Genomic DNA, 22,833 nt, shown 5'->3' on the forward strand with positions numbered 1-22,833 from the left:
CTTTTTAATATGCTTATAACGCAAGAAGCGCCTAAGTCTCACTTAGACGCTTCTTAGGAACTCCATCTACTCTTGGTAGCTGAGCTTATAAAAATACCACCTCAACCGCTTTGGTTGGGTGGTTATTAATTCACTTGTGGGTTTAGTTTTCCTTCGACAACTTCATTAAGATACCACCACCAATGAGTTTTAGGCTTATTTTTTTGTTCCGCCTCCAAAAAACCCTTTAACACCTTATAAAATAATGGTGCCCTTTCAACGAGAATCTTATCATATTCTTTAACTTTTTCCTTTTCGTCATCCGAAAAAGTACTCATTCGTTCTTCGATAATATCCCTGCCGTTGAGTTCATATATATGTTCAAATGGGCTTAAATCCCATTCTCCTTTTACAAATAGCTCATAATCTTTAATTAACTTATCATTGTCCATTGGCTCTCAACTCCTTTATGGTACCCATATATTTCATACCCTCTTTTTTAATGTATTCCTCATAACTCATTTTATCAATTTTAAATGCAGTATCGATTATGCCATCTTGCCCAATTATCGCAATCCATTCTTTATCCCCAAAAACATAATATTTTTGTTTAAAACCCTTTTTATAATATAAATATACTTCATTATTAGGATTAGAGCATAATTCACGTATTTTATGGTTATACTCCTCTAACCCCCAACTTTCAGGAATTTGCCCAAGCCTTTTTCTTTTCCTAAGATGTTCAATATCTTTGTTTTTCTTCCAACTTGGGCCATTATTGATAATGTTTTCTGTTATAATTATAACATTGTATTTATCTTCATTCAATTGATAATGCTTAATTATTTGGCCATCAACCCCAACAGGTTTTTTCCCCGTGTATTCATAAGTTTTATTTAGTAATTTATACGCTTCCATTTTATCTTGTAAAGAATAATTTTTACTTAATAATACTTCCCTTGCCCTTCTCCTGTTAGTCGCTATTGTCACCGCATCCCGCATTTCTTTGTATGCTTGCTTTTCTTCTTCGCTTCTTGGGTCTTTCGTGAGTGAGGTATTACTATATTTCTCCACTTTTTCCGCGTCAGGGTCAAGTTCTCTTATATAAGGTTGCAGGGTATGCCGGCAGTTTGGATGAATTGGCGGCCTGTATTCGTCCGTCAACTTTGGATAGCGCTTATCTTGGCCGGAGATGCTAAATACCTTACCCTGGAGCGGAGCACATTTCTCACAGGTAGGATAATGCGTCGTTATCTTCACCAAATCAAGTCCCGCTTCTCGGCAGGTGTTTATCGTGGCCGCGCTTGCCGCTTCCCTGGTAGTCGTTCTGGCCACCATTTCTGCGTAGCTATCTAACCGCCATTTTCTCCCCAGCTTATCCACAAAAGCTGTTTGTCCCTGGTCAAGTAGCCGCTGAATCACCCTCTGTTTCATATCCTTTATCGTGGTACCGCTGGCCATTTTGCGTCCGGTTTCTTCTAATGCCACCTGCCGGAATACATCGTTAACTCTTCGCCCAATAAACTGGAACGATTCGTGCATACTCGATACCATGTTCTGGGCTATCACGTCTATTGCCCTTTGATGAACTTGGGCAAAGCTGGGGTTTTCTTTTACTGCCATTCCCAAGCTGTTAAGGTAAGCCCATGTTTCGGCCGAGGCCTGCGAATACACTTGCCCTATTACCTGCTGTACCCATTTTCGCGTTTCTTCATCAAGCTGGTTTAGGATGTCGTAAACTTCCTTGAGCATATCCTTCCAGTAGCTTATTGCCTGCCCTTTGGCTTCTTTGGTGATTATGATTTGCAGGATTTCCTCAAAGCCCCGGCGGTAAAGTTCAATAAGTTGTTGGATTAATTTTTCATCCAATGGCATTATTCTTCACCGCCAGCATTAGACGGCGTTATTTGCTCTGGTTGTTGTATCGTCGGCTTAAATACCAACGGTACCTGTGCATTTGCCTCAGCAGTTATCCGCATAAGTTCTTCTCTCAAAGTATCCGCTTCAAACTGGAATAATCGCCGTATTGCTGTTTCTCGGCTTTCCAGCCCATTTTGTACCAGTATGGAATGAATTTCCGCTTGTTCTTTGTCGTCCTGCGGTAGGCCGTCGTTCCAGGTTATCTCGATATTTTCCAGCTTCACAGCTCCCGGCTTGCCCTGGGCTACTTCAAGCTCACTCGCAAGCCGGAGAACTTTCTTGAGCGCCGGGTCAAACCGCATTCTAATTCTATTTACTTTTGCCAGCGGGGCCATCATAAGGCGACGGAGTGCACTTCCACTTTCGGCTAACCCAGCTTTAAGCTGCCCAAACGCCGCAGGTGAAGTTTCGCTTAGAATGTAAAGTTGTTCCATCAAAATCTCAATATGCTTAAATGCAGCTTCAAGCTGGCCATCCCAGGTGACGTAACCCGGTGGCTTTTCGTCCGGTCCTACGGGAAAGTACTTGCCACCACCTCGGAATGACCATTCGCCAGTTTTAGGATCTTGCTCCAGCGCCGTATCCGGACCATACATGTTTGGATCCGCGTGCTTGTCAAGGATTCTGCTTATTTGCGCTACTCTTATCTCCAGTTCTTGAATTATGCTGTCCAAATCCGAGTAATCGTCAATACCGTGGACACGGTCAGAAGTGACAATGTTGTTTACCGGCACTATTAGGAAGTCATCCACTCCAGTTAAAACTTCTTCCTCCTCCAATAGCCCGGCAATTCTGCCATCTTTAAGCGCATATCTTCGAGTAGTGATTTTCCCTTTCTCGTGAATTTCGGCAATCAAATACTGCTGTTTTTTCTCGCCCAGCAAAGTCGAAGCGGTTTCTTCAACCACATAAGCCAGGACATGGGCCACAATCTCTTTCACATTTTCCGGCTTCACTACCGGAAACCATACCGCCGGTTGCTGGGCCTCAATGATTCCCCGCTTGTCGTAGCGCACCTTAAAGAGGCCCGTCCCAAAGCGGCTTGTATCTAAAACCACTTCATAGCCCACATTATAAAGCTGGTTTTCTTTGATTAACCGCTCCAAATTTTGCTGCTCCGGGCTATTCCTGTCGCCCGCCGATATTCTCGGAGGTTCGCCCAGAAGCAGGTCTGCCCAAAGTGTGCTCAGTCGCTTAGGCCAGTTTAGGATTATCTCCAGCGTTGCCGCTTGGTCATTCCGGAGCAGTTTAATCCACTGCGAATAAACCTGGTCGTGCTTGCCCTCGAACAGTTTCCGGTTGTTGTCGTAAAGTTGAAGCCTTTCCAGTTCTGTCGGCGGCGGCCATTTATGGCCTACCGCAAGAAAATCTAAGCTTGTCAGCAAAATCATCACCAACCTTTTGGTTTGTCTACCACCGTTCTATTTCGTTCAACCATGTCATTTTCTAAAGCATATCTAACAGCATCAATGCTGTGGTTGTTTTTATCGGGGAAATCGGCTTTGAAGTTGCCGTTGTTATCTTTTTCTAACTCGTAATTCAAAAACTCCCTGGCTGTATTCGGGCATCTTTCCGGGTCTATCACTATTTCCTCTAAATCCTGTAAAAACTTAATCCCAAATTCAACACTTCCAGGGCCTTTCTTTGCACCGTATACTTTCAGCCCATAACTCTTTAACTCGGCAATAGATTTAGGTTCTGCACTGTCTGCGGTTATTGGTGAGTTTAATTTGTTTTCCTCCTTGATTAACTCAGCCAGGCGCCTGTTTGATAAACCAACCTGATGTATTTCATAAAAAATAAAAAGCCGCCTCCGAGTGCGGTCATAATGGCAAACTGTATAATGAACGGGGTCTACTGCATAACCCCAGTCAATTCCCCGGCGGATGCGGTCAAATGCTTTTATTTCATCATCGGTAATTTTTCGAATTGTAATGTTACTAAAAATTTCCCCACCAGTTCCGGTAATTTCCCCTAAATACTCATGTCGGTAAGCTCTCTCGTTAATCCGTTTTAAATGCTCTGCTTCAATTAAAAACTGTTCCCCAAGCCATTCACGAGGAACAGTTAAATATGTGCTGTGATGAACTTTCCTGTCTGGTCTCTCAATCAATATCTCTTCGTTTACCCACGCATTTACTCTGTTAGGTGGATTATAAGTGTAAAATACAACAAATTGTTCTCCACCCCGCATCAATGATTGATTGATGATTCGTATTTCCTCCATGCCGTTAAACTCGTCAACTTCTTCATACCAAATGAACTTGATATAGCCTTTTGATACTTTCGTAGATCTGATTTTTTTAGGCTTATCAGCACCTCTAAAAAGTATTTTTTGCCCCGTTGGGATATATGTCATCTCCATTGGGTTATGTTTAATATCCCAATAGTCGCTTACTTTCAATTTCTCAATTGCCCAAATCAATTGTTCAAAGACACTATCCTTTAGCGTTTCTTTAACTTTTCTCAAAACCACTGCATTAGCGTTAGGGTCTTTCATCATCCCAAGTATTATCTCTATGCTTGCAAAAGAGGATTTACCGCTGCCACGTCCACCTTTTAGCCAATAGTGTGTATACCTGTTGTGTTTTATATCGTTGTGTATTTCATAAAAGCTCGGTGCTATTAATTCACTGAGCTTAATTTTCTCCATCATTGTTATCATCCTCAATGTCGTCAACAATTACCACGCCCATATTGCCGCTAACGTTGACCTTTTCGGTAAACAGTGCATATCTTTTGCCCAATAACTCTGCTGCTTTTACTCTATCTTTTGCTGATACTTGTTTTTTGATAATTTTTGCCTCGCTTATATAATCCCCCTTGTTTTCAGTAACAACAACCTCCTCGGTTTCTAATCCCCGCATAACCCTTGTAAGAAATTCCAAGACTTCATCCTGTGAAGCAATGCGTTCGTTGTCTTTCTGCTTCATCTTTTCTTCGATGTAAATCCTAAGTTTTACTAAGTTTTGGCTTCCAATAACATCTAAGTTTTTTCCTTTATATCCTGCCCTTCTTGCTGCTTCTGCTGCATTTCCTGTCTCGATATAGTAGTCAATAAACCTTTTTTGCTTTTCTGTTAATTTTGCCACATCACCTCACCCACCTCGTTATCCAACAAAAAAGACACCTTTACGGTGCCTTATTTTCCTTTACATCCCATGTATAATTACAATCTTTGCATTGCCAAAAGCTTTTGCCTAATGGTGTTATAATGCCCAACAAAATTAATATTAGAACAGCAATCCACAACGGTGGGATTAAAAAAGCCACCCAAATTAAACATCCAGCACTACTAAGAAAAGCTATTGACAATGCCCATTTACTCATTTTTTGCACCCGGTTTGACCCGCACCTTGGGCATGGGGTCCAGTTCTCCATCATTACCCCTCCAATTCATTTTTATGTTACTTTATTCGACAATATGGAGGGATTTTCCTGCACTTCCTATATTCCCTCTCACCCACCGCCCCCACCCTGGCGGTTTTTTTATGCTTGGGTGTTGTACCCGCCTATAAAGGCACTACCTTTACCAATAAAAAAAGAGCCCGAAGGCTCCTGCTTAAAATTAATTATTTTTTTAACTTAAAATTATGGTTTTTGTATACAAGTTCTTCATCAAAATCAAATCCACACTCTTGTAATATTCTTATAGTACCTCGCGGGCCTTCTCCTACATATCCTGCTGTGCAATCGCCAACAATATAAACTAAAAAGCACCCGGCTTTCCGAGTGCTTACACTATTCTACGGTAGTATTTTACTACATATTTTTGCGAAAAAAGTCCCGAACTTTTTAAGCTATTCTATCAACTTTAATTAAACCATACTGTATTGCCAACATTGCAGTATAAAGCACTATTTCGTTCTTCCATGTAAAGTATGTAGTCCGTTCAATATGCAACTTGTTACAAATATATCTTTCTGCGTACTCATCAAAATATCTCATTTGCAACAATTTCCCTTTTTCTGTCCCCTTAAAGTGTTCTATGACTTTTTCAATAACCTTAATCCATTTTTCATATTTTTCAATTTCCGCATTGCTTGCCAGTTTAATCGCTTTAAGCGCAGTCGGATCGGAATGGCGGCTTATACCTCCTCCGCCTTGCTCAATAAGCTGTCGTCCGCTATTAAGAACTTCATCCCTGTATTCATTGATTTCTCTACGAATATTAAAGTAATTAAAAAGATACCATTCTATTTTTTTATAAATACTGCGTTCCAACACCGCCATTCCGGTCCCTCCTTACCCAGCTTTTTTGCCATACCGTTTACTGTGCCAAATAGTCTTTTTAAATCCGAATTCATCTAAGTACACTGCCTTACCGCAATCGGTTTTCCACAACGCCATCAGCCAACCTCCTCAAGCTCTATCTCCGCCCTTTCTTCCTCTGGACAGTCCACCAAGTATATCCCGATTCCTCCCCTCCAAACCATAGTTTGTCTACCACAGCAAGATAGTCCGGGGTAGCCCGGCCGCCCAGTCTGGTCTCCCATTCCGGACACATCTGTTTTATTGAGATTGAAGCAGGCCCTTCCTCGTATTTCCATCGAAATATACCATCTCTCCAAAACTCCCACGGTACGACGAAGAACCGACTCATGTTAAATCCTACTAGGATAAAGCTAATTCCGCCGTCTCTGGTCCAATCTTCAAGGAACTGCGCCTGATGGTCTTCCACACGGTCCCATCTGATTCGCTCTCCGGCGCAATGTTTTGCATCAAAAGCAAGAGAGCGACCGCGGTAGGTCCCTAAAAAATCCACCGCGGCCTTTTCCTCTACCTTTGCGGTTACTATTCGCCCCCGGCTATCCCTGAGTGGTATCCATGCTGTGGGTACTTTGTGGATAACCGCCCGGCGTTGTGCTCGGTACTGCCGGTTGGCCATGATGATCAGTTCTTCAAGCGGTCGGCCCCGGTTGGCCTGCTGCCTTATCATCCTGCCGCCTCCATATCCTTTTTGAATACCGCTGAATTCTGTGGCGTATAGCATCTTTGCTCATACCGTAGATTTCAGCAATTTGTTTATATGTTAGTCGATGTTCATTCTTCAACTTTACCATATCCAAGACATCCTCTTCGGTAATGTCTTTTCGTTTCCGCCATCCAATAGGCTTCCCTTTGTCCAAGTATTCAAAAGCTAATTCAGGGCTTGCATTAGCCAGAATACTCACAGCCAGGGCCAGATAATTCTCCATCAGTGGATCGGTTCCCATGTGGTAAGCACCTCTTGGCCTTCTGTCAGCTTTAATGCAATCAAAGCATTTGTCAATTAACCCCGCTTTGGCCATATTTACTCCCCCATTAATCTGTAATTAGCTTCATGGTCCTGGACAACCACCATGTGGCCCTTGCCCCGCTCGACAATCCGCGACCCTATTGTGCCGTTGTCAATCTTTAGCAATTGTTGAGGGGTCCGATTACTGCTGATTATAGTGGGCTTAAGGTTCAAATACCGGTAATTAAGCACTTCAAAGGTAATTTCCAGCTCAAATTCTCTTGGTTGTTCTTTTCCCCAAAAGAGGTCGTCCCAGATGAGAAGCTCGACCTTCTTCATTTGTTCCAACTTAGCTGCTATACCCTCTTCTCCTTGTTTTCTAAGCAAATCTTTTAGCTCTCCAAGACCCTCTACATGCTGGAAGTACAACGTTGGAATTCCCCGGGCCAATAACCAATTTGCAACCGCCATGCTGAGGTGAGTCTTGCCGGCTCCCGGTTCTCCAAGAAATACCAACCAGTTATTTTCTTGCTTTTGAATTTCTGTAAAGCGCTGGGCATAATCTCTTGCACATTCAAACATTGCTTTGATAATGGGCGGCCGATTGTCCGTCACAAAGTTTTCAAAGGTCTTTGCACGGAAGGCCGGGGTAATCTGGCTACTTTTAAAAAGCCTTTCCAAGCGTTTTTGTTCCTGACAATGGCATATCCGGGCTGTGTTGTTGTCAATTATGATGATTCCCCGGTCCTTACAGTCTGGACAATACTCATGATCCTTTCCAAAGGAATTTGTCAAGGTTGATGGCCTCTCTCGCATCAGGAGGTTGGCGGCCTTGTCCATTTAACTTCACTCCCTTTTCTTCAAGTTTTCCTTTAAGTTCACGCTCTTTAAGTAAACGGCGCATTATGCCTGCCGTATAATCTTCCTGTTTGCTCTGGTATTTACGCAAGTGAATATCCAGAGCTTCCATTACAATCTCAACAGGAAAGCGTTCCCAATAGTCCATCTCTTTGGCAACGACAGTCGGTGCAATCTTTGCAGTTTTTCTGGTAAATCTAATGGTCTCCCAGTAATTGCGAATAATAGCTAACTGCTCATCGGTATATCGTTGGTAACGGCTCAGGATATCCTCGATGTTTTGTGGCTCGTTTTTCTTTTTGGGGGGAAGTGGTAATATACACACCCCAGTATTTTCTTTAATATTTTCTTTCGGTTCCCTGTAACCGTTGGGGCTCAAGGCTTCCGTGGCACGCTCGGTTACTGTTTTGGTAACCTGCTGGTTACTGTTTTGGTAACCACCATTTTCAGGGCAGGTTACTGTTTTGGTAACTTCGGTTACCATTTCAGTAACTTTTTCATCCCTTGAAGTTACCATTTTGGTAACCTGATTGACCTGATGGTTACCATTTTGGTAACTATCTTCTCCTTCCTCAGTTACTAAAACGGTAACTTTTTCTCTATCCTCAATGTTTCTTCGGAGAACTTCATCGAAGCGTTTTTTGTCAGCGCCCTTTACTAAGCTAATTCTCCATTGGTCGTAGTCCTTATTTATTGAAATTCTATTTCCATCTATTATCAGGACTTTGGCTTTTACTAAATAATCTAGTTCCTTTCGTACGTGAGTTTTGTAAACCCCGACGAGTTCGAAATCTACAGGTCGTAGAATAGCGCTTTTCTTGCCGCATCCATAGCTCATACGAATTACAAGGTCAATAATATTCCTTTGTCTCTTGGTAAAATCGGCCTGCATTATGGCTGTATAAAGTTCGTTTGAGATTCTTGTAAATTCATCAGGTTGTGGGTTTGCCACTTGTCAGCCCTCCAGCCCATAATTATTTTAGGCACTTGGATACTCATTCCAAATCTTTCCGTCTAACTCGGGCATCTTCACTATCCTACCGCTGATCTCCATCTGCTTTAAAAAGAATGGTACACCGGCGGCTACGCATTGGTCTCGTAAACTACGAATCCACTGAATGTTTGCAGGTCGTCGTTTGGGACCGGTTTCGCCGCCGACAATGACCCAATTAAGAGACCAATTAAGATAGAAATCGTGAGTACATTCCGGACAACATTTTTGACCTTTACGCCATAAAACAGGTCCGCATTTGGTTGCTGGCATTCCGCAACCTTCGCATATTCCTAACCATTTTGATAAATCCACTGGATCTAATAAAGGTTCACAACTAACAAACCGTACAGTTGCTGGTATCTGAAGTAATATTGGAATTCGTTTATTGGCCATTTTTTGGTTTTCAACTGTAACACCTAGCCATAAATTTTTAATTGTGCCATGAATACATCTCTTAAAAAAGTCCTGCATCCGTTCTGGTCGCTTGGTAAGAATCATAAAGATGTGTTGTGGGTTTTGTTTCACTGTAAGTAAAACCCGGAAAATAAATTCATCTGGAACATCGGGGTGGAATAGGTCTGACATGCTACACACAAAAACCCGCAGTGGTTTACGCCACCGATACGGTTCTAATAGGCGATCCTCATGCAACGTAACCATAAACGGCTCATCCTGCGGATACCCGCACCTACCACGCAGCCTATATGCCATCCTTTTGGCATAGCAGTTCTGGCATCCTTCTGATACCGGTGTGCAACCTGTAATTGGATTCCATACTGCATCGGCCCATTCTATATTAGTCCGCCTCATTAATTCTCATCTCCTTTAGTTTTGGCGGGCAGGCTGAGTGGGGGAAAGATGGGATAGATGGGGAAAAGCCCGCCCGCCGTGATATTATTTATGCTCCTGGTAAATCCGGATCAGACTCATATTCCGGTACTTCTTCAATTTCTAATTCATTGTTTTGTAATTTATCAATAAGCTCACTGGCTTGGACTCTCGTCAGTTCCTTTGTACTGTCGACACCGTACTTCGTTAGAATGATTGCTTTTATTTCGTCTTCAGAGATACCTTGTTTTTTGGCAAGCACAAAGATCATTTTGCGCTGTTTTTCAGTAGCCTTATCGTTACCATTTTCAGACGGGATAATTTCTGGTTCTGCGATTCTATTTTGTTCAGGTATATAACTTTGCCCCATTTCTTCATGCGCATAAATACCAGACAAATCTTGGGGAAAAGCCTTTCTTATAGCCAATGCTTCAGCACATTTTGCTAGCATCAAATCAGGCATTTTAGCCCAATTTTCAAAAAGTTTTCCATCACTTTTTCTTTGAGCATAAGCATCAAACCTTGCTACAGCCCAGATTGGTTCTTTAAAATCAGATCGCAAAATTCCAACCTTAGCTGCAACAGGAGGATCTGGTGATAACCATACATCGCGCCATTGTCCATCTTTACCACACCAATATGGCCCTAACTGACCTGCGTATTTTCCAGACCTTTCCGCAATAACTCTGAAGCCATCTATCCCAGTTTGAATAGTTCCGACTTCAACAATGCTTCCATCAGGCTGCCGTTGTTTTCTTTTTACAAAGTGAATTTGTCTTGTTAGCGGATCTAATCCAGTACGCTTTGCTTGATATAGAAAAAGTGCTAATTCGTCATCCGTAGCACCTCGTGCCACAGTTCGTTTAATTAGTTCTATTTGATCTCTTGTAAAAGTCATATTAGGTAACCCTTGTTTTTCTGACAAAGCAACTACTTTTGTGTTCTCATCCATATGCTATCCCTCCGTTACTTTTCCTTTTTTTTAGTAACCTTAAAGCCTTCAATAACTCGCTCCCGAATATACGGAGTTAAGTCAAGTATTTTAGCTAACTCTTCTTTATCCAAGTCCCTTCTTACTTGCTTATATATCGAGCAAATATACCCTGATATTTCTGCTTTCTCTAAACCGTTTTTCCTCATCCAGTTTTTCAGCCGTTCTTCATGCTGTTTCTTTTCAGCTTCCAGCTCCTGAATCATCCGCCGAAGCCTATCAATTTCAGCTGGCAATTCATTTATCTCCAGCTCTCTCACGAGCTCCACCGCCACCTAAACCGCCTCCTCATTATGTTGTAATTTTCCGGTCAACTTGTTGCGTCCATCATAATGTTTTGGTAAATTAAGCATTTTCTCAACTTTCGCCAAACAATCAAAACATATATCTAAATCTACTTCACGCCAAAAACGCGCGTCAGGTGGAAAACTTGAAATCTTAAGTGCATAAATATTGTTTTCTGTAGTTTCACGATTGCAAACATCGCATGTATAAAAAACTTTCCGCATTTAAACCGCCTCCTTGATAATCTCAATCTCTAAATCCGATGCTTTTAAAAAGCTTTTTACAATTTCCAGCACATTCGCAATGTATCGTTTTGCATGATATTCATTCTGAAAAGCTCTTCTTGCGAAAACTATTTCCTCGCCAGCAGTTGTTATAAAGTAAACTGATGCAATAAAGTTTTCGTGGTATTCATCAATATCCGAGGATATTTTCGCAACATTGTCCATATTGAACATTTCTCCATTATGGCCTATCCACATGCTTAAGCGCTCCTTTCCAAATTTTGATAAATTACTTTAAGCCTTTCCCAAGCTTTGTTGCATCTTTTTAAGCCTTTAAGCCATTGTCTGAATTCTCGATTTTTCCCTACAAACTTGGCCATCATTTTCATTCATTGACACCTCACATTGTCAGTGATAAAATGAATTTGGGATGTTTTAGTATGCGGCTTTGAAAGCCGTTTTTTCTTTTTTAAAGAACTCTCCTTGGCGGATAAAAGCGTCTAATGTTTTCATCATCTTTAAATGCCTGAGATTCAAGCCATTGAAGAAACAATCTTTTCGGTATTCTTATTTGCCGGCCGATTTTAACTTTTGGAAACGATACCTGGTTCACTATCTCGTAAGCTTTGTTGGTGCCAATCTTCAATACTTTCTTGAGGTCCTCCACCGTCAGCACTTCTGGAATATCCTCATAATTCATCTTCTCACCCTCCCTCATTAACCTGAGAAAACCACAGTTAATGCTGCCCCTGCCATCTCGTTGATTTCTTTTGTAATGCGCTGCCATCTTGGCTTTTCATCTTCATCAATTTCTCCATCACAAATTATTTCAATTATTTCCGGATTAATTTTCTCTACATCGTTTAGTTCTTTTTGCAGCTTAAGTACAGCCCTGGAAATGTCATTTAAACTAATATCCGGCAAATATCTCCTGCCAATTTTAGTTGAGTTTTTCAAATGCATATAAGCTAAGTACTTTGCATCGTAAATTTCAATCATTCTTTCTACTACATCGTCCGGAGGAATTGTTTTACCGCTTTCATAATCGGCTAAACTTCTAACGCTAACGTATAGCATTTCTGCTGCCTCTTCTTGTGTCAGCCCTGCATTTTTTCTTGCAATTTTATAAATATTGCTGCAATCTCCTTTCATTGCCTCACCTCCCTTCGTGGAAGATAATTAAGTTAAGAAATCGTCATTATCGCTTTCCCTCCCGGCCCTACCCCGATTCCCCGCAAGCGGTGGGGCTAAATTAAGCCACAATGCAAACTTTGGTTTTGTCCCGATAACCTTGTACCATACGAAACTTATCGTTATCATCCCAACCAGTTGCTCTTAGAAAAAATCCGGCATATTCTCTCCGAACAATCTCCCTTACCTCCCAAACCATCCCATCAGGATCCATCACCTTATCGCCTTTTTTAAGCTCCCAGATGTCGATGTACTTTTTCCCCACTCTCCCTCACCTCCTTACCCCGCTTTGGTCTGGTGTTTTTCTTGGCGTTCTGCAAAGTTAGAGGGTAAAAAAAGGTCATTAGGAGTAACTTTCAAAATTGCAGCTATATCAAGAGCAGTTTTCAAAGACATCCTTCGCGTACCATTTTCTATTTGACAGTAATAACTTTCAGATATACCTAATTTTTTGGCCATCTCCATCTGGGTAAGCCCATTGGCTTTGCGTAATTGTTTCAGCTTATTCATTGTCTCCCTCCTTCCTTGCATTTTGCAAATCTTTGATTTTATTCTAAACCTATCTTTGCATATTGTCAAGTTTTATTTTTGAATTTGCAAAGAAAATTTTTTTATCTTATCACTTTGCTATTTGCAATGTTATAATTTTGGTAAATAGAGGTGATTCTGGTGAACTTCGGGCAAAGACTTCGACAATTGCGTACAGAAAGAGATTTAACTCAGGCAGAATTGGCAAAATTGCTTTCAATTGGGGAATCCACAATATCTTTTTATGAATCAAATAAACGGCAGCCAGATTTCGATACCCTCATTAAACTCTCAAATTTTTTTAATGTTTCAATAGATTTTCTTCTTGGTCGCACTGATGAAAGTAATAAATTTATTCAAAACACCAAAACTATCCCTTTACTTGGGACAATCCGTGCAGGCATTCCTTTATTAGCTGAAGAAAATTGGATTGAGGAGATTGCATTACCAGCAGGTATAAAAGCGGATTTTGCCTTACAAGTTGAAGGAGAATCAATGATTTATGCTGGGATCTTCCCTGGAGATATTGCATTTTTCAAACAAAGCGAAACAGCAACTAATGGACAAATTGTTGCTGCTGGAGTTGTAGAAGAAACTTGGAAAGCGAATCTTAAATTTTATGTGAAAACAAATGGAAAAGCTTTCCTTAGGTCAGCAAACCCAAAATACAAAGATATTGAGATTACACCACAACACAAAATAATTGGGATTATGACTGGGCTTGTTCGCCATAATCCCCCTTCAATGACAGATTATATTTCACTAGTAATTACTAAAGACGAATTTGAAAATTCTTGGATTGAAACAATTGAAACAGCTTTATCTCTTGGAATGTCACCTATTCATGTAAAACAATTAATTGAGATACAAGCTACTCTTTCAAAAATGATCAAACCCAATGAGTAAATTTTAAAGGAGGTTTTTTTATTATGAGTTTTAAAATGGATCAACCGGAAAAGTTTCCTTGGTTTAGAAAAATTCCCGGTTTTAGAAGTGGTAAACCTTTAAATATGATAATAGCCTCAATCTTTTATCTTACATACCTGGTTATGGCGATTAGCATAATTCGTGAATCATCTAATAATTTTTGGGAAACTGTTGCAATTTTTTCATTAGTCTTTTTGTTACCAATAAGTTTAATTGCCTCAATATTTTTAGCTTTTAAGCGTGATCCTCTTTGGAAAAAGTGGTTAGCTGGAGCAGGAATTGCTTTTTTAGTTTTTTTTGTTAGCGTAATAAATTCCCCAACTTCGCAAGCACCGAATAATAATGCCTCTAAGCCTACTTCAAAACAAGAAGTTGTAGCTACCTCCCAGCAAAATCAATCCACTACTGATTCAATAAGCTCTGAAAAAACACCTACCATAGCCCCTCAAAGCCAAAATTCACAAACAAATGAAAATACTCAACAGTCCTCCCAAGATCAGCAAGCCCCTATCCCTTTAATTGCCGCTAAAGTTACAAAAGTAGTTGATGGTGATACTATTTATGTTCGACTTCCCAATGGTTCTGAAGAAAAGGTTAGGTTTATCGGAGTTGACACTCCTGAAAGCACAATTCAACATGAGCCATATGGCAATGAAGCTTCAAATTATACAAAGTCTAAGTTGGCCGGTAAAACTGTTTACCTTGAAAAAGACGTTAGCGAAAGAGACAAATATGGAAGATTGCTCCGTTACATTTGGTTAGCAAAGCCCAAAGAAATAAGTGAAAGCGAAATTAGGTCAAAAATGTTTAATGCCATTCTCTTGCTCGGAGGTTATGCCCAAGTTGCCACTTATCCTCCGGATGTAAAATATGTAGATTACTTTGTCAAGTTTCAACAAGAAGCAAGAGAAGCCGAAAAAGGACTTTGGGGAATTTCACCAACTCAAGAAGAAGATATTAGCTTAGCTATTCAGTATGTCGGAAATAAAAATAGTAGGAAATTCCATTACGAGGACTGCCGCTGGGCTAAAAAAATTGCACCTTCTAATAGGGTTTACTTTAAATCGAGAGAAGCAGCTATAAATGCCGGATATGTTCCTTGTAAAGTATGTAATCCATAGCCTTAAGGCAAAATCCTTGGGGGTATTTAGATGAGTTCTATAGAAAAAATTAAACAATCATTAAAAGAACAAAAAAGTTTATTAATTGGATTATGTTTTTTTATTTTGGTATACGTTATAGGCTTAACGCACCCCCAAACAATTCAAGAAAAAGAAGACAATGCCGTTAATAAGACAACTACAACCCAAAAACAAGAACAGCAATCTACCTCCGAATTTGTTCCTGCTATAGTTGTCAGAATTCATGACGGTGAAACAATTACAGTACAGCTACCTGATGGAGCTAAGGAGAAAGTTAGACTAATTGGTATTGATGCTCCCGTTGAAGATACTCTTATAAATTTAAGCAGTAAAGATCCAGCAAAGTTAACTTTAGCTGATTTATGGGGTAAAACTGTTTATCTTGAAAAAGATGCTGTTAATAGAGATAGCAATGGTTACTTGCTCCGTTATGTTTGGTTAGAAATACCGGATATTAAACCAAATGTAATAAGTGATTCCGAAGTACAGAAAAAAATGGTTAATGCCATTCTCTTATTAAATGGGTATGGCAAATATATTAGCACTTCGCCAAATAAAAAATATGAAAGTGAATTAGCGCGAAGCGAATTTGAAGCTTTTGCTCATAAGAAAGGAATATGGTCAATAAGTACAGCACCACATGCCCCACCCGATTCAAATAAAAGCGTTAAAAAACAAAATATTATAGTTTATGTGACATTAACAGGTCATAAATACCATCGTAGCTGGTGCCGATATTTGAAATACAGTAAAATCCCAATTAGTCTTGGTGATGCCATTAATGAAGGATATGAGCCTTGTAGTGTGTGTAATCCACCCCAATAAACTATCTTGTTGGCTTGTTTAAAGAAAAAAGTAGATAAATTGCAGGAATAAATATGCTAATTAGGAGGTAACAATGCCCACGTTAAGCTTAATGGAATATATTGAAAGTGTTGTAGGGGGATTAGGTGGCTTTTTTCTTGGAATGTTTTTTCTAACACTTATTATGTATTTAACTTTTCCAAAAGCAAATTATGGAATTGATATTATTACTGTTCTAATTGTAGAAGCAATAGCTACAGTATTTTTCTTCACTGTAAAGTATTTTATAAGTAGCTTTATAGATAGCATTTATAAAAAATCTGGAATAAAAGATGTTGATAAAATGAGTGGCGAACAGTTTGAACACTGGCTGGAACTATTATTTAAAGACTATGGCTACAAAGTCAAACGAACCCGCAAAACCGCTGATTACGGAGCAGACCTAATTATTGAAAAGGACAATATAAAAATTGCGGTCCAAGCTAAAAGACATAAAAACAAAGTAGGAATAAAAGCCGTTCAGGAGGCTATTTCAGCAGTAAAATTTTATGGTTGCCAAAAAGCTGCAGTTTGCACCAATAACTACTTCACTGAAAATGCGGTAAATCTTGCAAAGGCTAATAATGTTGAGCTAATAGATAGGGATAAGTTAGTAAAGCTTTCTATGGATAGAAGAAATAATTAATAATTATGTCTTATTAGTAGACGTGGAGCATTTTAATCAACTTACTTTTTACTTCAAATAAAAACCAAAAGAATATAAAAGAAGGAGCGATAAGCTACGATTTACAAAATTTATTGCGACGAAAGTAGACAAACTAATTCTGAATATATATTAGTTGGTGGAATATGGATATTAAAAGAAAAAGGATGGAATTTTGTAAACGATTTCGAAAAGTTTTGCCAAAATGTTTTAGGCTTAAAAAATCCTATGGGGCACATGAAATGGACTAAAGTCCCCCCATCAGCAAATAGTAAGTACTTCAAAGCATACGAAAAATTAGTTGACTTATATTTCGAATATAATTCAAAAAATATAATGTTTTTTAGAACCTTAATAGTTAATAAAAACGATTATGATTTTACTCATGAAAAATTTTATAAAGGTGATTACGAGGAAGGTTTTTATAACCTCTATTGCCAACTAATATTAAACTGGCTTCAAAAATCAAACGAATATCACATCCGAATAGCTCATCGACCTATAAAAAAAGCTTCTAGAGATGATTGTGAAGAGTTTAGACTTAATTGGTTAAAAGAAAAACTTAATAATAAGTTTGAAAGTACAATAAATAAATATTCATGGTTTTTCGGTTATCAAAAAGTAAAGCCTCCAGTAATAACTATAGAAAGTAGAGAAGCAAGAGAAAGGAGACTTATACAAATAGCCGATATATTAATGGGAGCAGTTGGCTTCTATTGGAATAAAGAACATTTGAAAAGTAACGTCAGAAATGGTAAACTCACACTCGCAAAATACATTGCATCAAAATTAGGAAGAAATGATTTATTGTTTACTACTAAATGGAATGATAAAAGATTTAACATCTTTCTTTTTGATACATCAAAAACCAAGTTAAAAAAATAAATTAGGCGTCCCTGGGCTAACTGTGTCATAATTCACAGTTATATCTCCGCAGGTGACGCCATTATTCTCAATTTATTTTGGAGGCTATGGGGACCATCCTACGCAGGGACAGCCCTGTTTCAGATGGCCTATTAATATTATACGCCATTATCCAAAAAAAATCCTTCTTTTTTGAAAAATTTTTATGTTAAATTTTTTGTTAGTGGGGAATTTTTTATTTTCTTTTCTTTCGAACATTTGTTTTGGAGGTGTTACTTTGCGCGGACACATAAGAAAAAGAGGCAATTACTATTCGGTCGTTCTCTACTTAGGTAAGGATGAAAACGGCAAGAAAAAATACAAATGGATTGGAGGATTCAAAACCAAAAAAGAGGCCGAGAAAGTTTTGGCGGAAATGATAAACAAGGTAGAGACCAACAATTTTATATTCCCTGAAAAGATTACCTTGAAGGAGTTTTTGAATTACTGGTTAGAGAACTATGTCCGTCCCAACCTCTCACCTACTACTGCTTATGGCTACGAGGCCATTATTAATTTACACATTATTCCTTTTTTCAAAAACATCGAGCTTCAAAAAGTACGGCCAATTGATATTCAGCAGTACTACAATTCAAAAAGGGATGAGTTATCAGGGAAAACGCTATTGCAGCACCACCGGATACTACATAAAGCGTTTGACTTTGCTATGAAATTGCAATTAATCCCTAATAACCCAATCGACTTTGTCGATAGCCCGAAAGCTAAGAAGTATAAAGCAAAAATCCTTGATTTGAAAGAAATTAAAACCTTGCTAAACGCTTTAAAAGATACTGACTTAGAAGTTCCAATAAACTTAGCACTTTCATTAGGTCTAAGACGCGGCGAATTGCTTGCTTTAAAGTGGGAAGATGTTAATTGGGAAGAAGGTACGATCCAAATTAGAAGAAACTTGGTCCGGGCAGGCACGAAACTAATTTTAAAAGAACCTAAGAGCGAAACCAGTATCAGGACCTTGAAACTTTCTAAAACACTTCTAACCATGTTAAAAAATCACCGCAAAAAACAAATAGAACTTAAACTAATGCTTGGCAATGAATACAAAGACACTGGATTTATTTGTTGTAAAAACAATGGTGAAATGATAAACCCAAGCACTTTTAGCCATCAATTCTCTGATTTCCTAAAAAAGCACGGGCTTCCAGACATTCGTCTGCATGATCTGCGACATACAAACGCCACACTAATGCTCAAAAGTAATATTCCTGCCAAAATTGCAAGCTCCAGGCTTGGCCACTCAACAGTAGCCATCACTCTTGACTTATATTCGCACGTTTTAACCGACATGGATGAAGAAGTCGCAAATAAAATTGATGACATCATTTACCAAAAATAACCCTGCAAATCCAGTGCAAATCCAAGAGATAAAATTAGATAAAAAATGCAGTGAAAAGATAAAAAGTTAAAATAGTCGTAGTGCTTGATATTCCTGAGTTATAGGGATTTTTTAAAATTTGTTAAAACCATTTAAAAAGCAAAAAATAAAACTCAAAATCCGGTGGGGTAACACCCGTGCGGGTTCGACTCCCGCTCTCGGCACCATTTCCAAAAAATATATTAAACAGCCAAAAAATCCGAGGTGGCATCTACCTCGGATTTTTAGTTTTTTACTTGGCCAAGGCAAGGGCCAGTTCTTTTTTAATCACCTTGATTTCCATTTCATGGGTTCCTGTAATCTCCGCCAAAGCGAAGATATTTTTTTGGTTTTGCTTTACTTCCTGAGCAATATCGCGAACTACCGATTCAATAACATCCATTCTTTTGTTTAGTTCTTCTCTTAATTCCGCAATTTGTCTTTCGGTTTGCTCGCGATGAGCTTGTTGAATTTCAGCAAGCAATTGAAGCTTTCTATTTACTTCCTCAATTAAAGTAGCATTTTTAGAAATATCTTGTTTCATTCCCTGCATTTCTTGCCTTATGTCTTGTATCTCTTGTTTCATTCCCTGCATCTCTTGCCGTACATCTTGTATTTCTTGCTTCATTCCCTGCATCTCTTGCTGTAAATCTTTTATTTCTTGCTTCATTCCCTGCATCTCTTGCCTTAATCCCTGAACATCATTTGCTATTTGCTGTAAAACAACCATAATTTGGTCATCCATAATTAAATCACCTCTTACCTTTGATTATACAACCATAAAAACATTTTTTCTATAAATTTTCCTGTTTAGAATTGGAAATTTTTAAAGCTTCAACTTCCTTTTTTAAAGCTTTAACTTCCCGAACCATTTTAAAATAAACCCCAAAGCCAAGTAAAATTGCCGTAACAACTCCGGCAAGAGCTGAAAGGAAAATCACTAAAACCAGCGGTATTTCCGGCAAACTCCAGGCCAGAAAATTGATCGCAACCGCTGTCTGGTTTTGAAAAGCAAAAACCGTAATCAAGATTGCGAAAATTAAAGCTAAAATAAAATAAGCCTGTCCTTTAGACATAAAAGGCACCTCACTCAAAAAGTTTTATAATCTCGGCCATTTCATAGTTACCGTAAACACCGGGCTTTTTTAGCAAATAGGCCGCAATTTCTTCCTTGGTTAAATTATATGTTTCTTTTATGCCATAGCCAATGGTTTTTAAATATTTTTTCGATGGACGAGAAGCCAAATATTTGGCAGAAGAAGTAAAAGTAAACATCGGATAACCTTCTTCCTCCCCCAAATATATCACTAAATCATACCAGCTAGTGACAATATTTTGTGATACTTTTCTTCGGCAGCAGTCTTTAGGTTAATACCATCCAAATTTTTATTCCCAGAACTTTGACCATTTTCTTGAGCTAAAACATCTATAAACTGATTAACTGTGATTAAATAACCTCGTTCTAATGCAGGACTAACTGTTAGGTGCCAATCTTTTTAACTCGTTTTCTGCCGGAATAAGCTTAGTCTCATATTCTTCAATTTTAAAATTTAACCTTTCCAGCGCTCTCTCCATTTCTTTAATGCGGGAAAGAAGTTTCTCCCGTTGCTCGATAAGGATTTGTTTTCTGGCCTCTATAGTTTTGTCGCCTTGCTGGAGCAGCGTAACATATTCTACCAGCGTTTCAACTTGAACACCTGCGCTGCGCATACATTTAACGAATTCAATCCACTTACAGTCTTCCTCTGTATAATCCCGGATACCGCTCTCGTTGCGATTTACCCTGGGAATCAGTCCAATACGCTCATAGTAGCGGAGTGTATCCGGTGAAAGGCCAAATTTTTTGCTTACTTCTGCAATCGTCATGTGGCTTCACCTCCAATGTTCAATATTATCTAATACTTTGAGTTAGCTCCAAGTCAAGGGTTTTAAAATAGTAGCACTAATTGTGCTACTATTTAAACAAACCTCTAAGAAGTAAAACCGAGTCTCTTAAGCCAGTCTGCAATATCTTTATCTGCTTTGCTAACATTACTTCCTCGAATGGCTAAACCGGGCAGTACTTTTGCATTCGGACAAAGTTTCTTGATGTCGCGCTCACTGCTTCCCATTCCGCTGCCTTCATGTGTGCAAAATGGAACAATGGTCTTTCCCGCGAAATCATAAGACTCTAAAAATGTAAACACAGCCATCGGCATTGTTCCCCACCAATTGGGATAGCCGAGGAAAATCACATCGTAAGAATTTATGTCGTCTAGCTTATTTGCAAGTTCTGGCCTGGCATTCTGCCTTTTTTCTTCCTTTGCTACTTCTGTTGTTTCTGTATAATCTTCCGGATATGCCTTTACCGTTTTAATTTCGAACATATCACCACCGGTTAGTTCCTGTATTTTTTTTGCTATTACCTCTGTGTTCCCAATCGGTAGATTCATAATCCTGCCACCTACATAATTATTTCCCCTACGAGAAAAATAAGCGATAAGAATCTTTGAATACGCCAATTCCTACACTCCTTTCAAAATCACTGTTTTTCATTTACCAACTATACATCAAGTTTAAGCGTGCCAAGCCGTTTCACAGTTTCCGGATCATTATGCGATAAGAACAGGCGAAGCCCAGTATTGGCATTTCAACACCATTGTTCAAAACTACCTTTTGCATGTTAATTCCTCCTGTTGAATTAATTACATTGCCATACGCAGTATTTCTACAATATCTTCCTTTCGCAGAGGGGGACGACCTGGAAGCCTTCCTTCTTCATCCTGAAGCACTTTCAGCGTCTCTTCCGCATAACGGAAAAGCATTTCCTCGGTAATTTCTCCAATACCCAACTCAGACAGGCGCGTGGGACAACCTATTGAACGCAAAAACTCTTCAAACTTATCAATACCTTCCATGGCAAGGCTCAAGGTGTCTTTGCCTGTTGCTGTCAAACCAAAGATGCGTTGAGCAAATTGGGCAAATCGTTCGGGGCGGAATCTTGCAGCAAAGCGCATCCAAGCCGGGTTCACGACTGCTAACCCTGCTCCATGGGGGATATCGTAGAGTGCGGAAAGTGTGTGCTCGATCATATGAACAGGGTAAGCTCCGTTTGTTCCTACTTGTACCCAGCCATTGAGAGCAACTATCGACGCCCACTGCACCTGAGTGCGCGCTTCCAGGTCACTTCCATCACTAACCGCCTTTGGCCCCCACTCCAAGACAGTAAGGATCACTCCCTCGGCAAATCTGTCCTGAAGAGGAGTCCCATCTATACCGTTAAAATATCCTTCGGTCACATGGGTTATTATGTCGCAAATCCCATAAGCTGTATGATTCTTGGGTCCTGTTACAGTAAGTTCAGGGTCAACCACCGCAACACGAGGATAGAGAGCCTCGGCCTGAACGAATGTTTTTAGCTTTTCTCCTTCATCGTCAATTGTGATCACCGCACCGTTGTTCATTTCCGAGCCAGTTGCCGCCAGGGTAGGAACAGTGATAATAGGAAGAGCTCGCTCCGGAAGCCTGGGCGCTTTCCCTGCCCGCACAAGCATATCTTTGGGATGTCCTTCATAAAGGACTGAGGCTGCAATTACTTTTGAGGCATCCATGACGCTTCCGCCACCCATACCTATAACCATATCACATTCTTCTTTTTTTGCCAGTTCTGAAGCGCGAACCACAGTTGACAAACGTGGGTTTGGCTCAACACCAGAGAATTCCACCACTGAAACACCCGCTGCTTTCAGGCTGGATACCGCTCGTTCAAATGCTCCGCTTTTCTTCACACTTCCTCCACCAATGACGAGCAGTGCTTTTTTACCATATGGACTTACCACTTTTCCTAACTGCGCCAGCGAACCCGCACCAAAGATGAGCCGGGTTGGGTTATAAAATTCAAATTTCATCATAGGTAACATCTCCCTCCCAAATATTTTGTAAGATTAGTTTAATGTTTGGAGTTAACTCCAAGTCAATACCTTTTGA

The 22,833-nt window shown here is 39.6% G+C and carries 31 protein-coding genes; 6 read left to right on the forward strand and 25 right to left on the reverse strand.

What is annotated here, in order from left to right; all coding sequences use genetic code 11:
• Positions 1-125: 125 nt before the first annotated feature.
• The 19 genes from CHY_RS07825 to CHY_RS07925 all read right to left on the reverse strand — a co-directional run bounded on the left by CHY_RS07825 (position 126) and on the right by CHY_RS07925 (position 12,998).
• Positions 126-431: a hypothetical protein gene (locus CHY_RS07825; RefSeq protein ID WP_011344572.1), complete on the reverse strand. Its 306-nt coding sequence runs from the start codon at positions 429-431 to the stop codon at positions 126-128.
• The gene (locus tag CHY_RS12775) at positions 421-1,854 is read right to left on the reverse strand and encodes a prophage LambdaCh01, head morphogenesis protein SPP1 (protein WP_011344573.1); all 1,434 of its coding nucleotides are present in this window, start codon (positions 1,852-1,854) and stop codon (positions 421-423) included. Before CHY_RS12775 ends, CHY_RS07825 begins: the two co-directional genes overlap by 11 nt.
• Positions 1,854-3,290, reverse strand: coding sequence for a phage portal protein (locus CHY_RS07835; protein WP_011344574.1), 1,437 nt, complete (start codon positions 3,288-3,290; stop codon positions 1,854-1,856). Before CHY_RS07835 ends, CHY_RS12775 begins: the two co-directional genes overlap by 1 nt.
• Complete coding sequence (locus CHY_RS07840; RefSeq protein WP_011344575.1) at positions 3,290-4,552, reverse strand: PBSX family phage terminase large subunit; 1,263 nt, start codon at positions 4,550-4,552, stop codon at positions 3,290-3,292. The genes CHY_RS07835 and CHY_RS07840 overlap by 1 nt, the downstream gene beginning before the upstream one ends.
• The gene (locus CHY_RS07845; RefSeq protein ID WP_011344576.1) at positions 4,539-4,991 is read right to left on the reverse strand and encodes a terminase small subunit; all 453 of its coding nucleotides are present in this window, start codon (positions 4,989-4,991) and stop codon (positions 4,539-4,541) included. Before CHY_RS07845 ends, CHY_RS07840 begins: the two co-directional genes overlap by 14 nt.
• A 703-nt stretch (positions 4,992-5,694) precedes the next feature.
• Positions 5,695-6,132 carry a DUF1492 domain-containing protein gene (locus CHY_RS07855; RefSeq protein WP_041537717.1) on the reverse strand — a complete coding sequence of 146 codons (438 nt, stop codon included), beginning with the start codon at positions 6,130-6,132 and terminating at the stop codon, positions 5,695-5,697.
• A 136-nt stretch (positions 6,133-6,268) separates the two neighbouring features.
• Positions 6,269-6,838, reverse strand: a complete 570-nt coding sequence (locus CHY_RS07860; protein WP_083757295.1) for a Holliday junction resolvase RecU — start codon at positions 6,836-6,838, stop codon at positions 6,269-6,271.
• On the reverse strand, positions 6,801-7,115 hold the full coding sequence (locus CHY_RS12780) for a hypothetical protein (RefSeq protein ID WP_226986697.1): 315 nt from the start codon (positions 7,113-7,115) through the stop codon (positions 6,801-6,803). The genes CHY_RS07860 and CHY_RS12780 overlap by 38 nt, the downstream gene beginning before the upstream one ends.
• Before the next feature lie 77 nt (positions 7,116-7,192).
• Positions 7,193-7,912 carry an ATP-binding protein gene (locus tag CHY_RS07870; protein WP_049752089.1) on the reverse strand — a complete coding sequence of 240 codons (720 nt, stop codon included), beginning with the start codon at positions 7,910-7,912 and terminating at the stop codon, positions 7,193-7,195.
• Entirely contained in the window at positions 7,884-8,927 is a 1,044-nt protein-coding gene (locus CHY_RS12785; protein WP_011344582.1) for a replication protein, read from the reverse strand. The genes CHY_RS07870 and CHY_RS12785 overlap by 29 nt, the downstream gene beginning before the upstream one ends.
• A 27-nt stretch (positions 8,928-8,954) precedes the next feature.
• Positions 8,955-9,779, reverse strand: coding sequence for a DUF5131 family protein (locus CHY_RS07885; RefSeq protein ID WP_011344583.1), 825 nt, complete (start codon positions 9,777-9,779; stop codon positions 8,955-8,957).
• A gap of 88 nt (positions 9,780-9,867) precedes the next feature.
• Positions 9,868-10,749 (reverse strand): phage recombination protein Bet, encoded by an 882-nt coding sequence (gene bet, locus CHY_RS07890; RefSeq protein WP_011344584.1) that lies wholly within the window; start codon positions 10,747-10,749, stop codon positions 9,868-9,870.
• 14 nt (positions 10,750-10,763) lie between these two features.
• Positions 10,764-11,063, reverse strand: a complete 300-nt coding sequence (locus tag CHY_RS07895) for a hypothetical protein (RefSeq protein ID WP_011344585.1) — start codon at positions 11,061-11,063, stop codon at positions 10,764-10,766.
• On the reverse strand, positions 11,064-11,297 hold the full coding sequence (locus CHY_RS07900; protein WP_041537718.1) for a hypothetical protein: 234 nt from the start codon (positions 11,295-11,297) through the stop codon (positions 11,064-11,066).
• A complete protein-coding gene (locus CHY_RS07905) occupies positions 11,298-11,522 on the reverse strand; it encodes a hypothetical protein (protein ID WP_162485079.1) in 225 nt (74 codons plus the stop codon).
• 244 nt (positions 11,523-11,766) lie between these two features.
• Entirely contained in the window at positions 11,767-11,997 is a 231-nt protein-coding gene (locus tag CHY_RS07910; RefSeq protein WP_011344588.1) for a helix-turn-helix domain-containing protein, read from the reverse strand.
• 17 nt (positions 11,998-12,014) lie between these two features.
• Positions 12,015-12,449, reverse strand: a complete 435-nt coding sequence (locus CHY_RS07915) for a helix-turn-helix domain-containing protein (protein WP_011344589.1) — start codon at positions 12,447-12,449, stop codon at positions 12,015-12,017.
• 100 nt (positions 12,450-12,549) lie between these two features.
• Complete coding sequence (locus tag CHY_RS07920; RefSeq protein WP_011344590.1) at positions 12,550-12,753, reverse strand: hypothetical protein; 204 nt, start codon at positions 12,751-12,753, stop codon at positions 12,550-12,552.
• A 14-nt stretch (positions 12,754-12,767) separates the two neighbouring features.
• Positions 12,768-12,998, reverse strand: a complete 231-nt coding sequence (locus CHY_RS07925) for a helix-turn-helix transcriptional regulator (RefSeq protein WP_011344591.1) — start codon at positions 12,996-12,998, stop codon at positions 12,768-12,770.
• Between the two features lie 159 nt (positions 12,999-13,157).
• Here CHY_RS07925 and CHY_RS07930 point away from each other — a divergent pair, with 159 nt between their 5' ends.
• The 6 genes from CHY_RS07930 to CHY_RS07955 all read left to right on the forward strand — a co-directional run bounded on the left by CHY_RS07930 (position 13,158) and on the right by CHY_RS07955 (position 18,849).
• Entirely contained in the window at positions 13,158-13,922 is a 765-nt protein-coding gene (locus tag CHY_RS07930) for a LexA family protein (RefSeq protein ID WP_011344592.1), read from the forward strand.
• A 23-nt stretch (positions 13,923-13,945) separates the two neighbouring features.
• A complete protein-coding gene (locus CHY_RS12790) occupies positions 13,946-15,064 on the forward strand; it encodes a thermonuclease family protein (RefSeq protein WP_011344593.1) in 1,119 nt (372 codons plus the stop codon).
• Between the two features lie 30 nt (positions 15,065-15,094).
• The gene (locus CHY_RS12795; protein ID WP_011344594.1) at positions 15,095-15,910 is read left to right on the forward strand and encodes a thermonuclease family protein; all 816 of its coding nucleotides are present in this window, start codon (positions 15,095-15,097) and stop codon (positions 15,908-15,910) included.
• Positions 15,911-15,983: 73 nt separating this feature from the next.
• Positions 15,984-16,574, forward strand: a complete 591-nt coding sequence (locus tag CHY_RS07945) for a restriction endonuclease (protein WP_011344595.1) — start codon at positions 15,984-15,986, stop codon at positions 16,572-16,574.
• A gap of 108 nt (positions 16,575-16,682) precedes the next feature.
• Positions 16,683-17,477, forward strand: a complete 795-nt coding sequence (locus CHY_RS07950; RefSeq protein WP_226986753.1) for a DUF3800 domain-containing protein — start codon at positions 16,683-16,685, stop codon at positions 17,475-17,477.
• A 256-nt stretch (positions 17,478-17,733) separates the two neighbouring features.
• Positions 17,734-18,849 (forward strand): site-specific integrase, encoded by a 1,116-nt coding sequence (locus CHY_RS07955; protein WP_011344597.1) that lies wholly within the window; start codon positions 17,734-17,736, stop codon positions 18,847-18,849.
• Between the two features lie 271 nt (positions 18,850-19,120).
• Here CHY_RS07955 and CHY_RS12800 read toward each other — a convergent pair whose 3' ends face one another.
• From CHY_RS12800 to CHY_RS07985, 6 genes are all read right to left on the reverse strand, one after another.
• Positions 19,121-19,612: a hypothetical protein gene (locus CHY_RS12800; RefSeq protein ID WP_011344598.1), complete on the reverse strand. Its 492-nt coding sequence runs from the start codon at positions 19,610-19,612 to the stop codon at positions 19,121-19,123.
• Between the two features lie 49 nt (positions 19,613-19,661).
• Positions 19,662-19,943 (reverse strand): LapA family protein, encoded by a 282-nt coding sequence (locus CHY_RS07965; RefSeq protein ID WP_011344599.1) that lies wholly within the window; start codon positions 19,941-19,943, stop codon positions 19,662-19,664.
• A 10-nt stretch (positions 19,944-19,953) separates the two neighbouring features.
• Positions 19,954-20,142, reverse strand: a complete 189-nt coding sequence (locus CHY_RS07970) for a hypothetical protein (protein ID WP_041537719.1) — start codon at positions 20,140-20,142, stop codon at positions 19,954-19,956.
• Positions 20,143-20,340: 198 nt separating this feature from the next.
• Positions 20,341-20,733 (reverse strand): MerR family transcriptional regulator, encoded by a 393-nt coding sequence (locus CHY_RS07975; protein WP_011344601.1) that lies wholly within the window; start codon positions 20,731-20,733, stop codon positions 20,341-20,343.
• A gap of 104 nt (positions 20,734-20,837) precedes the next feature.
• Positions 20,838-21,368: a flavodoxin gene (locus tag CHY_RS07980; protein WP_011344602.1), complete on the reverse strand. Its 531-nt coding sequence runs from the start codon at positions 21,366-21,368 to the stop codon at positions 20,838-20,840.
• A gap of 183 nt (positions 21,369-21,551) precedes the next feature.
• Positions 21,552-22,757, reverse strand: coding sequence for an iron-containing alcohol dehydrogenase (locus CHY_RS07985; RefSeq protein ID WP_011344603.1), 1,206 nt, complete (start codon positions 22,755-22,757; stop codon positions 21,552-21,554).
• Positions 22,758-22,833: the final 76 nt, after the last annotated feature.

The sequence above is a fragment of the Carboxydothermus hydrogenoformans Z-2901 genome (assembly GCF_000012865.1).
GTDB lineage: Bacteria > Bacillota > Z-2901 > Carboxydothermales > Carboxydothermaceae > Carboxydothermus > Carboxydothermus hydrogenoformans.

What these genes read in the sequence shown, in the direction of transcription:
- CHY_RS07925 (WP_011344591.1), bottom strand. Translation starts at nt 12,998, where the DNA reads ATGAATAAGCTGAAACAATTACGCAAAGCCAATGGGCTTACCCAGATG.
- CHY_RS07915 (WP_011344589.1), bottom strand. Translation starts at nt 12,449, where the DNA reads ATGAAAGGAGATTGCAGCAATATTTATAAAATTGCAAGAAAAAATGCA.
- CHY_RS07985 (WP_011344603.1), bottom strand. Translation starts at nt 22,757, where the DNA reads ATGATGAAATTTGAATTTTATAACCCAACCCGGCTCATCTTTGGTGCG.
- CHY_RS07855 (WP_041537717.1), bottom strand. Translation starts at nt 6,132, where the DNA reads ATGGCGGTGTTGGAACGCAGTATTTATAAAAAAATAGAATGGTATCTT.
- CHY_RS12780 (WP_226986697.1), bottom strand. Translation starts at nt 7,115, where the DNA reads ATGGGAACCGATCCACTGATGGAGAATTATCTGGCCCTGGCTGTGAGT.
- CHY_RS07945 (WP_011344595.1), top strand. Translation starts at nt 15,984, where the DNA reads ATGCCCACGTTAAGCTTAATGGAATATATTGAAAGTGTTGTAGGGGGA.
- CHY_RS07835 (WP_011344574.1), bottom strand. Translation starts at nt 3,290, where the DNA reads ATGATTTTGCTGACAAGCTTAGATTTTCTTGCGGTAGGCCATAAATGG.
- CHY_RS07900 (WP_041537718.1), bottom strand. Translation starts at nt 11,297, where the DNA reads ATGCGGAAAGTTTTTTATACATGCGATGTTTGCAATCGTGAAACTACA.
- bet (WP_011344584.1), bottom strand. Translation starts at nt 10,749, where the DNA reads ATGGATGAGAACACAAAAGTAGTTGCTTTGTCAGAAAAACAAGGGTTA.
- CHY_RS07910 (WP_011344588.1), bottom strand. Translation starts at nt 11,997, where the DNA reads ATGAATTATGAGGATATTCCAGAAGTGCTGACGGTGGAGGACCTCAAG.
- CHY_RS12795 (WP_011344594.1), top strand. Translation starts at nt 15,095, where the DNA reads ATGAGTTCTATAGAAAAAATTAAACAATCATTAAAAGAACAAAAAAGT.
- CHY_RS07885 (WP_011344583.1), bottom strand. Translation starts at nt 9,779, where the DNA reads ATGAGGCGGACTAATATAGAATGGGCCGATGCAGTATGGAATCCAATT.
- CHY_RS12775 (WP_011344573.1), bottom strand. Translation starts at nt 1,854, where the DNA reads ATGCCATTGGATGAAAAATTAATCCAACAACTTATTGAACTTTACCGC.
- CHY_RS07905 (WP_162485079.1), bottom strand. Translation starts at nt 11,522, where the DNA reads ATGGACAATGTTGCGAAAATATCCTCGGATATTGATGAATACCACGAA.
- CHY_RS07840 (WP_011344575.1), bottom strand. Translation starts at nt 4,552, where the DNA reads ATGGAGAAAATTAAGCTCAGTGAATTAATAGCACCGAGCTTTTATGAA.
- CHY_RS07860 (WP_083757295.1), bottom strand. Translation starts at nt 6,838, where the DNA reads ATGATAAGGCAGCAGGCCAACCGGGGCCGACCGCTTGAAGAACTGATC.
- CHY_RS07970 (WP_041537719.1), bottom strand. Translation starts at nt 20,142, where the DNA reads ATGTTTACTTTTACTTCTTCTGCCAAATATTTGGCTTCTCGTCCATCG.
- CHY_RS12790 (WP_011344593.1), top strand. Translation starts at nt 13,946, where the DNA reads ATGAGTTTTAAAATGGATCAACCGGAAAAGTTTCCTTGGTTTAGAAAA.
- CHY_RS12800 (WP_011344598.1), bottom strand. Translation starts at nt 19,612, where the DNA reads ATGGATGACCAAATTATGGTTGTTTTACAGCAAATAGCAAATGATGTT.
- CHY_RS07825 (WP_011344572.1), bottom strand. Translation starts at nt 431, where the DNA reads ATGGACAATGATAAGTTAATTAAAGATTATGAGCTATTTGTAAAAGGA.
- CHY_RS07975 (WP_011344601.1), bottom strand. Translation starts at nt 20,733, where the DNA reads ATGACGATTGCAGAAGTAAGCAAAAAATTTGGCCTTTCACCGGATACA.
- CHY_RS07965 (WP_011344599.1), bottom strand. Translation starts at nt 19,943, where the DNA reads ATGTCTAAAGGACAGGCTTATTTTATTTTAGCTTTAATTTTCGCAATC.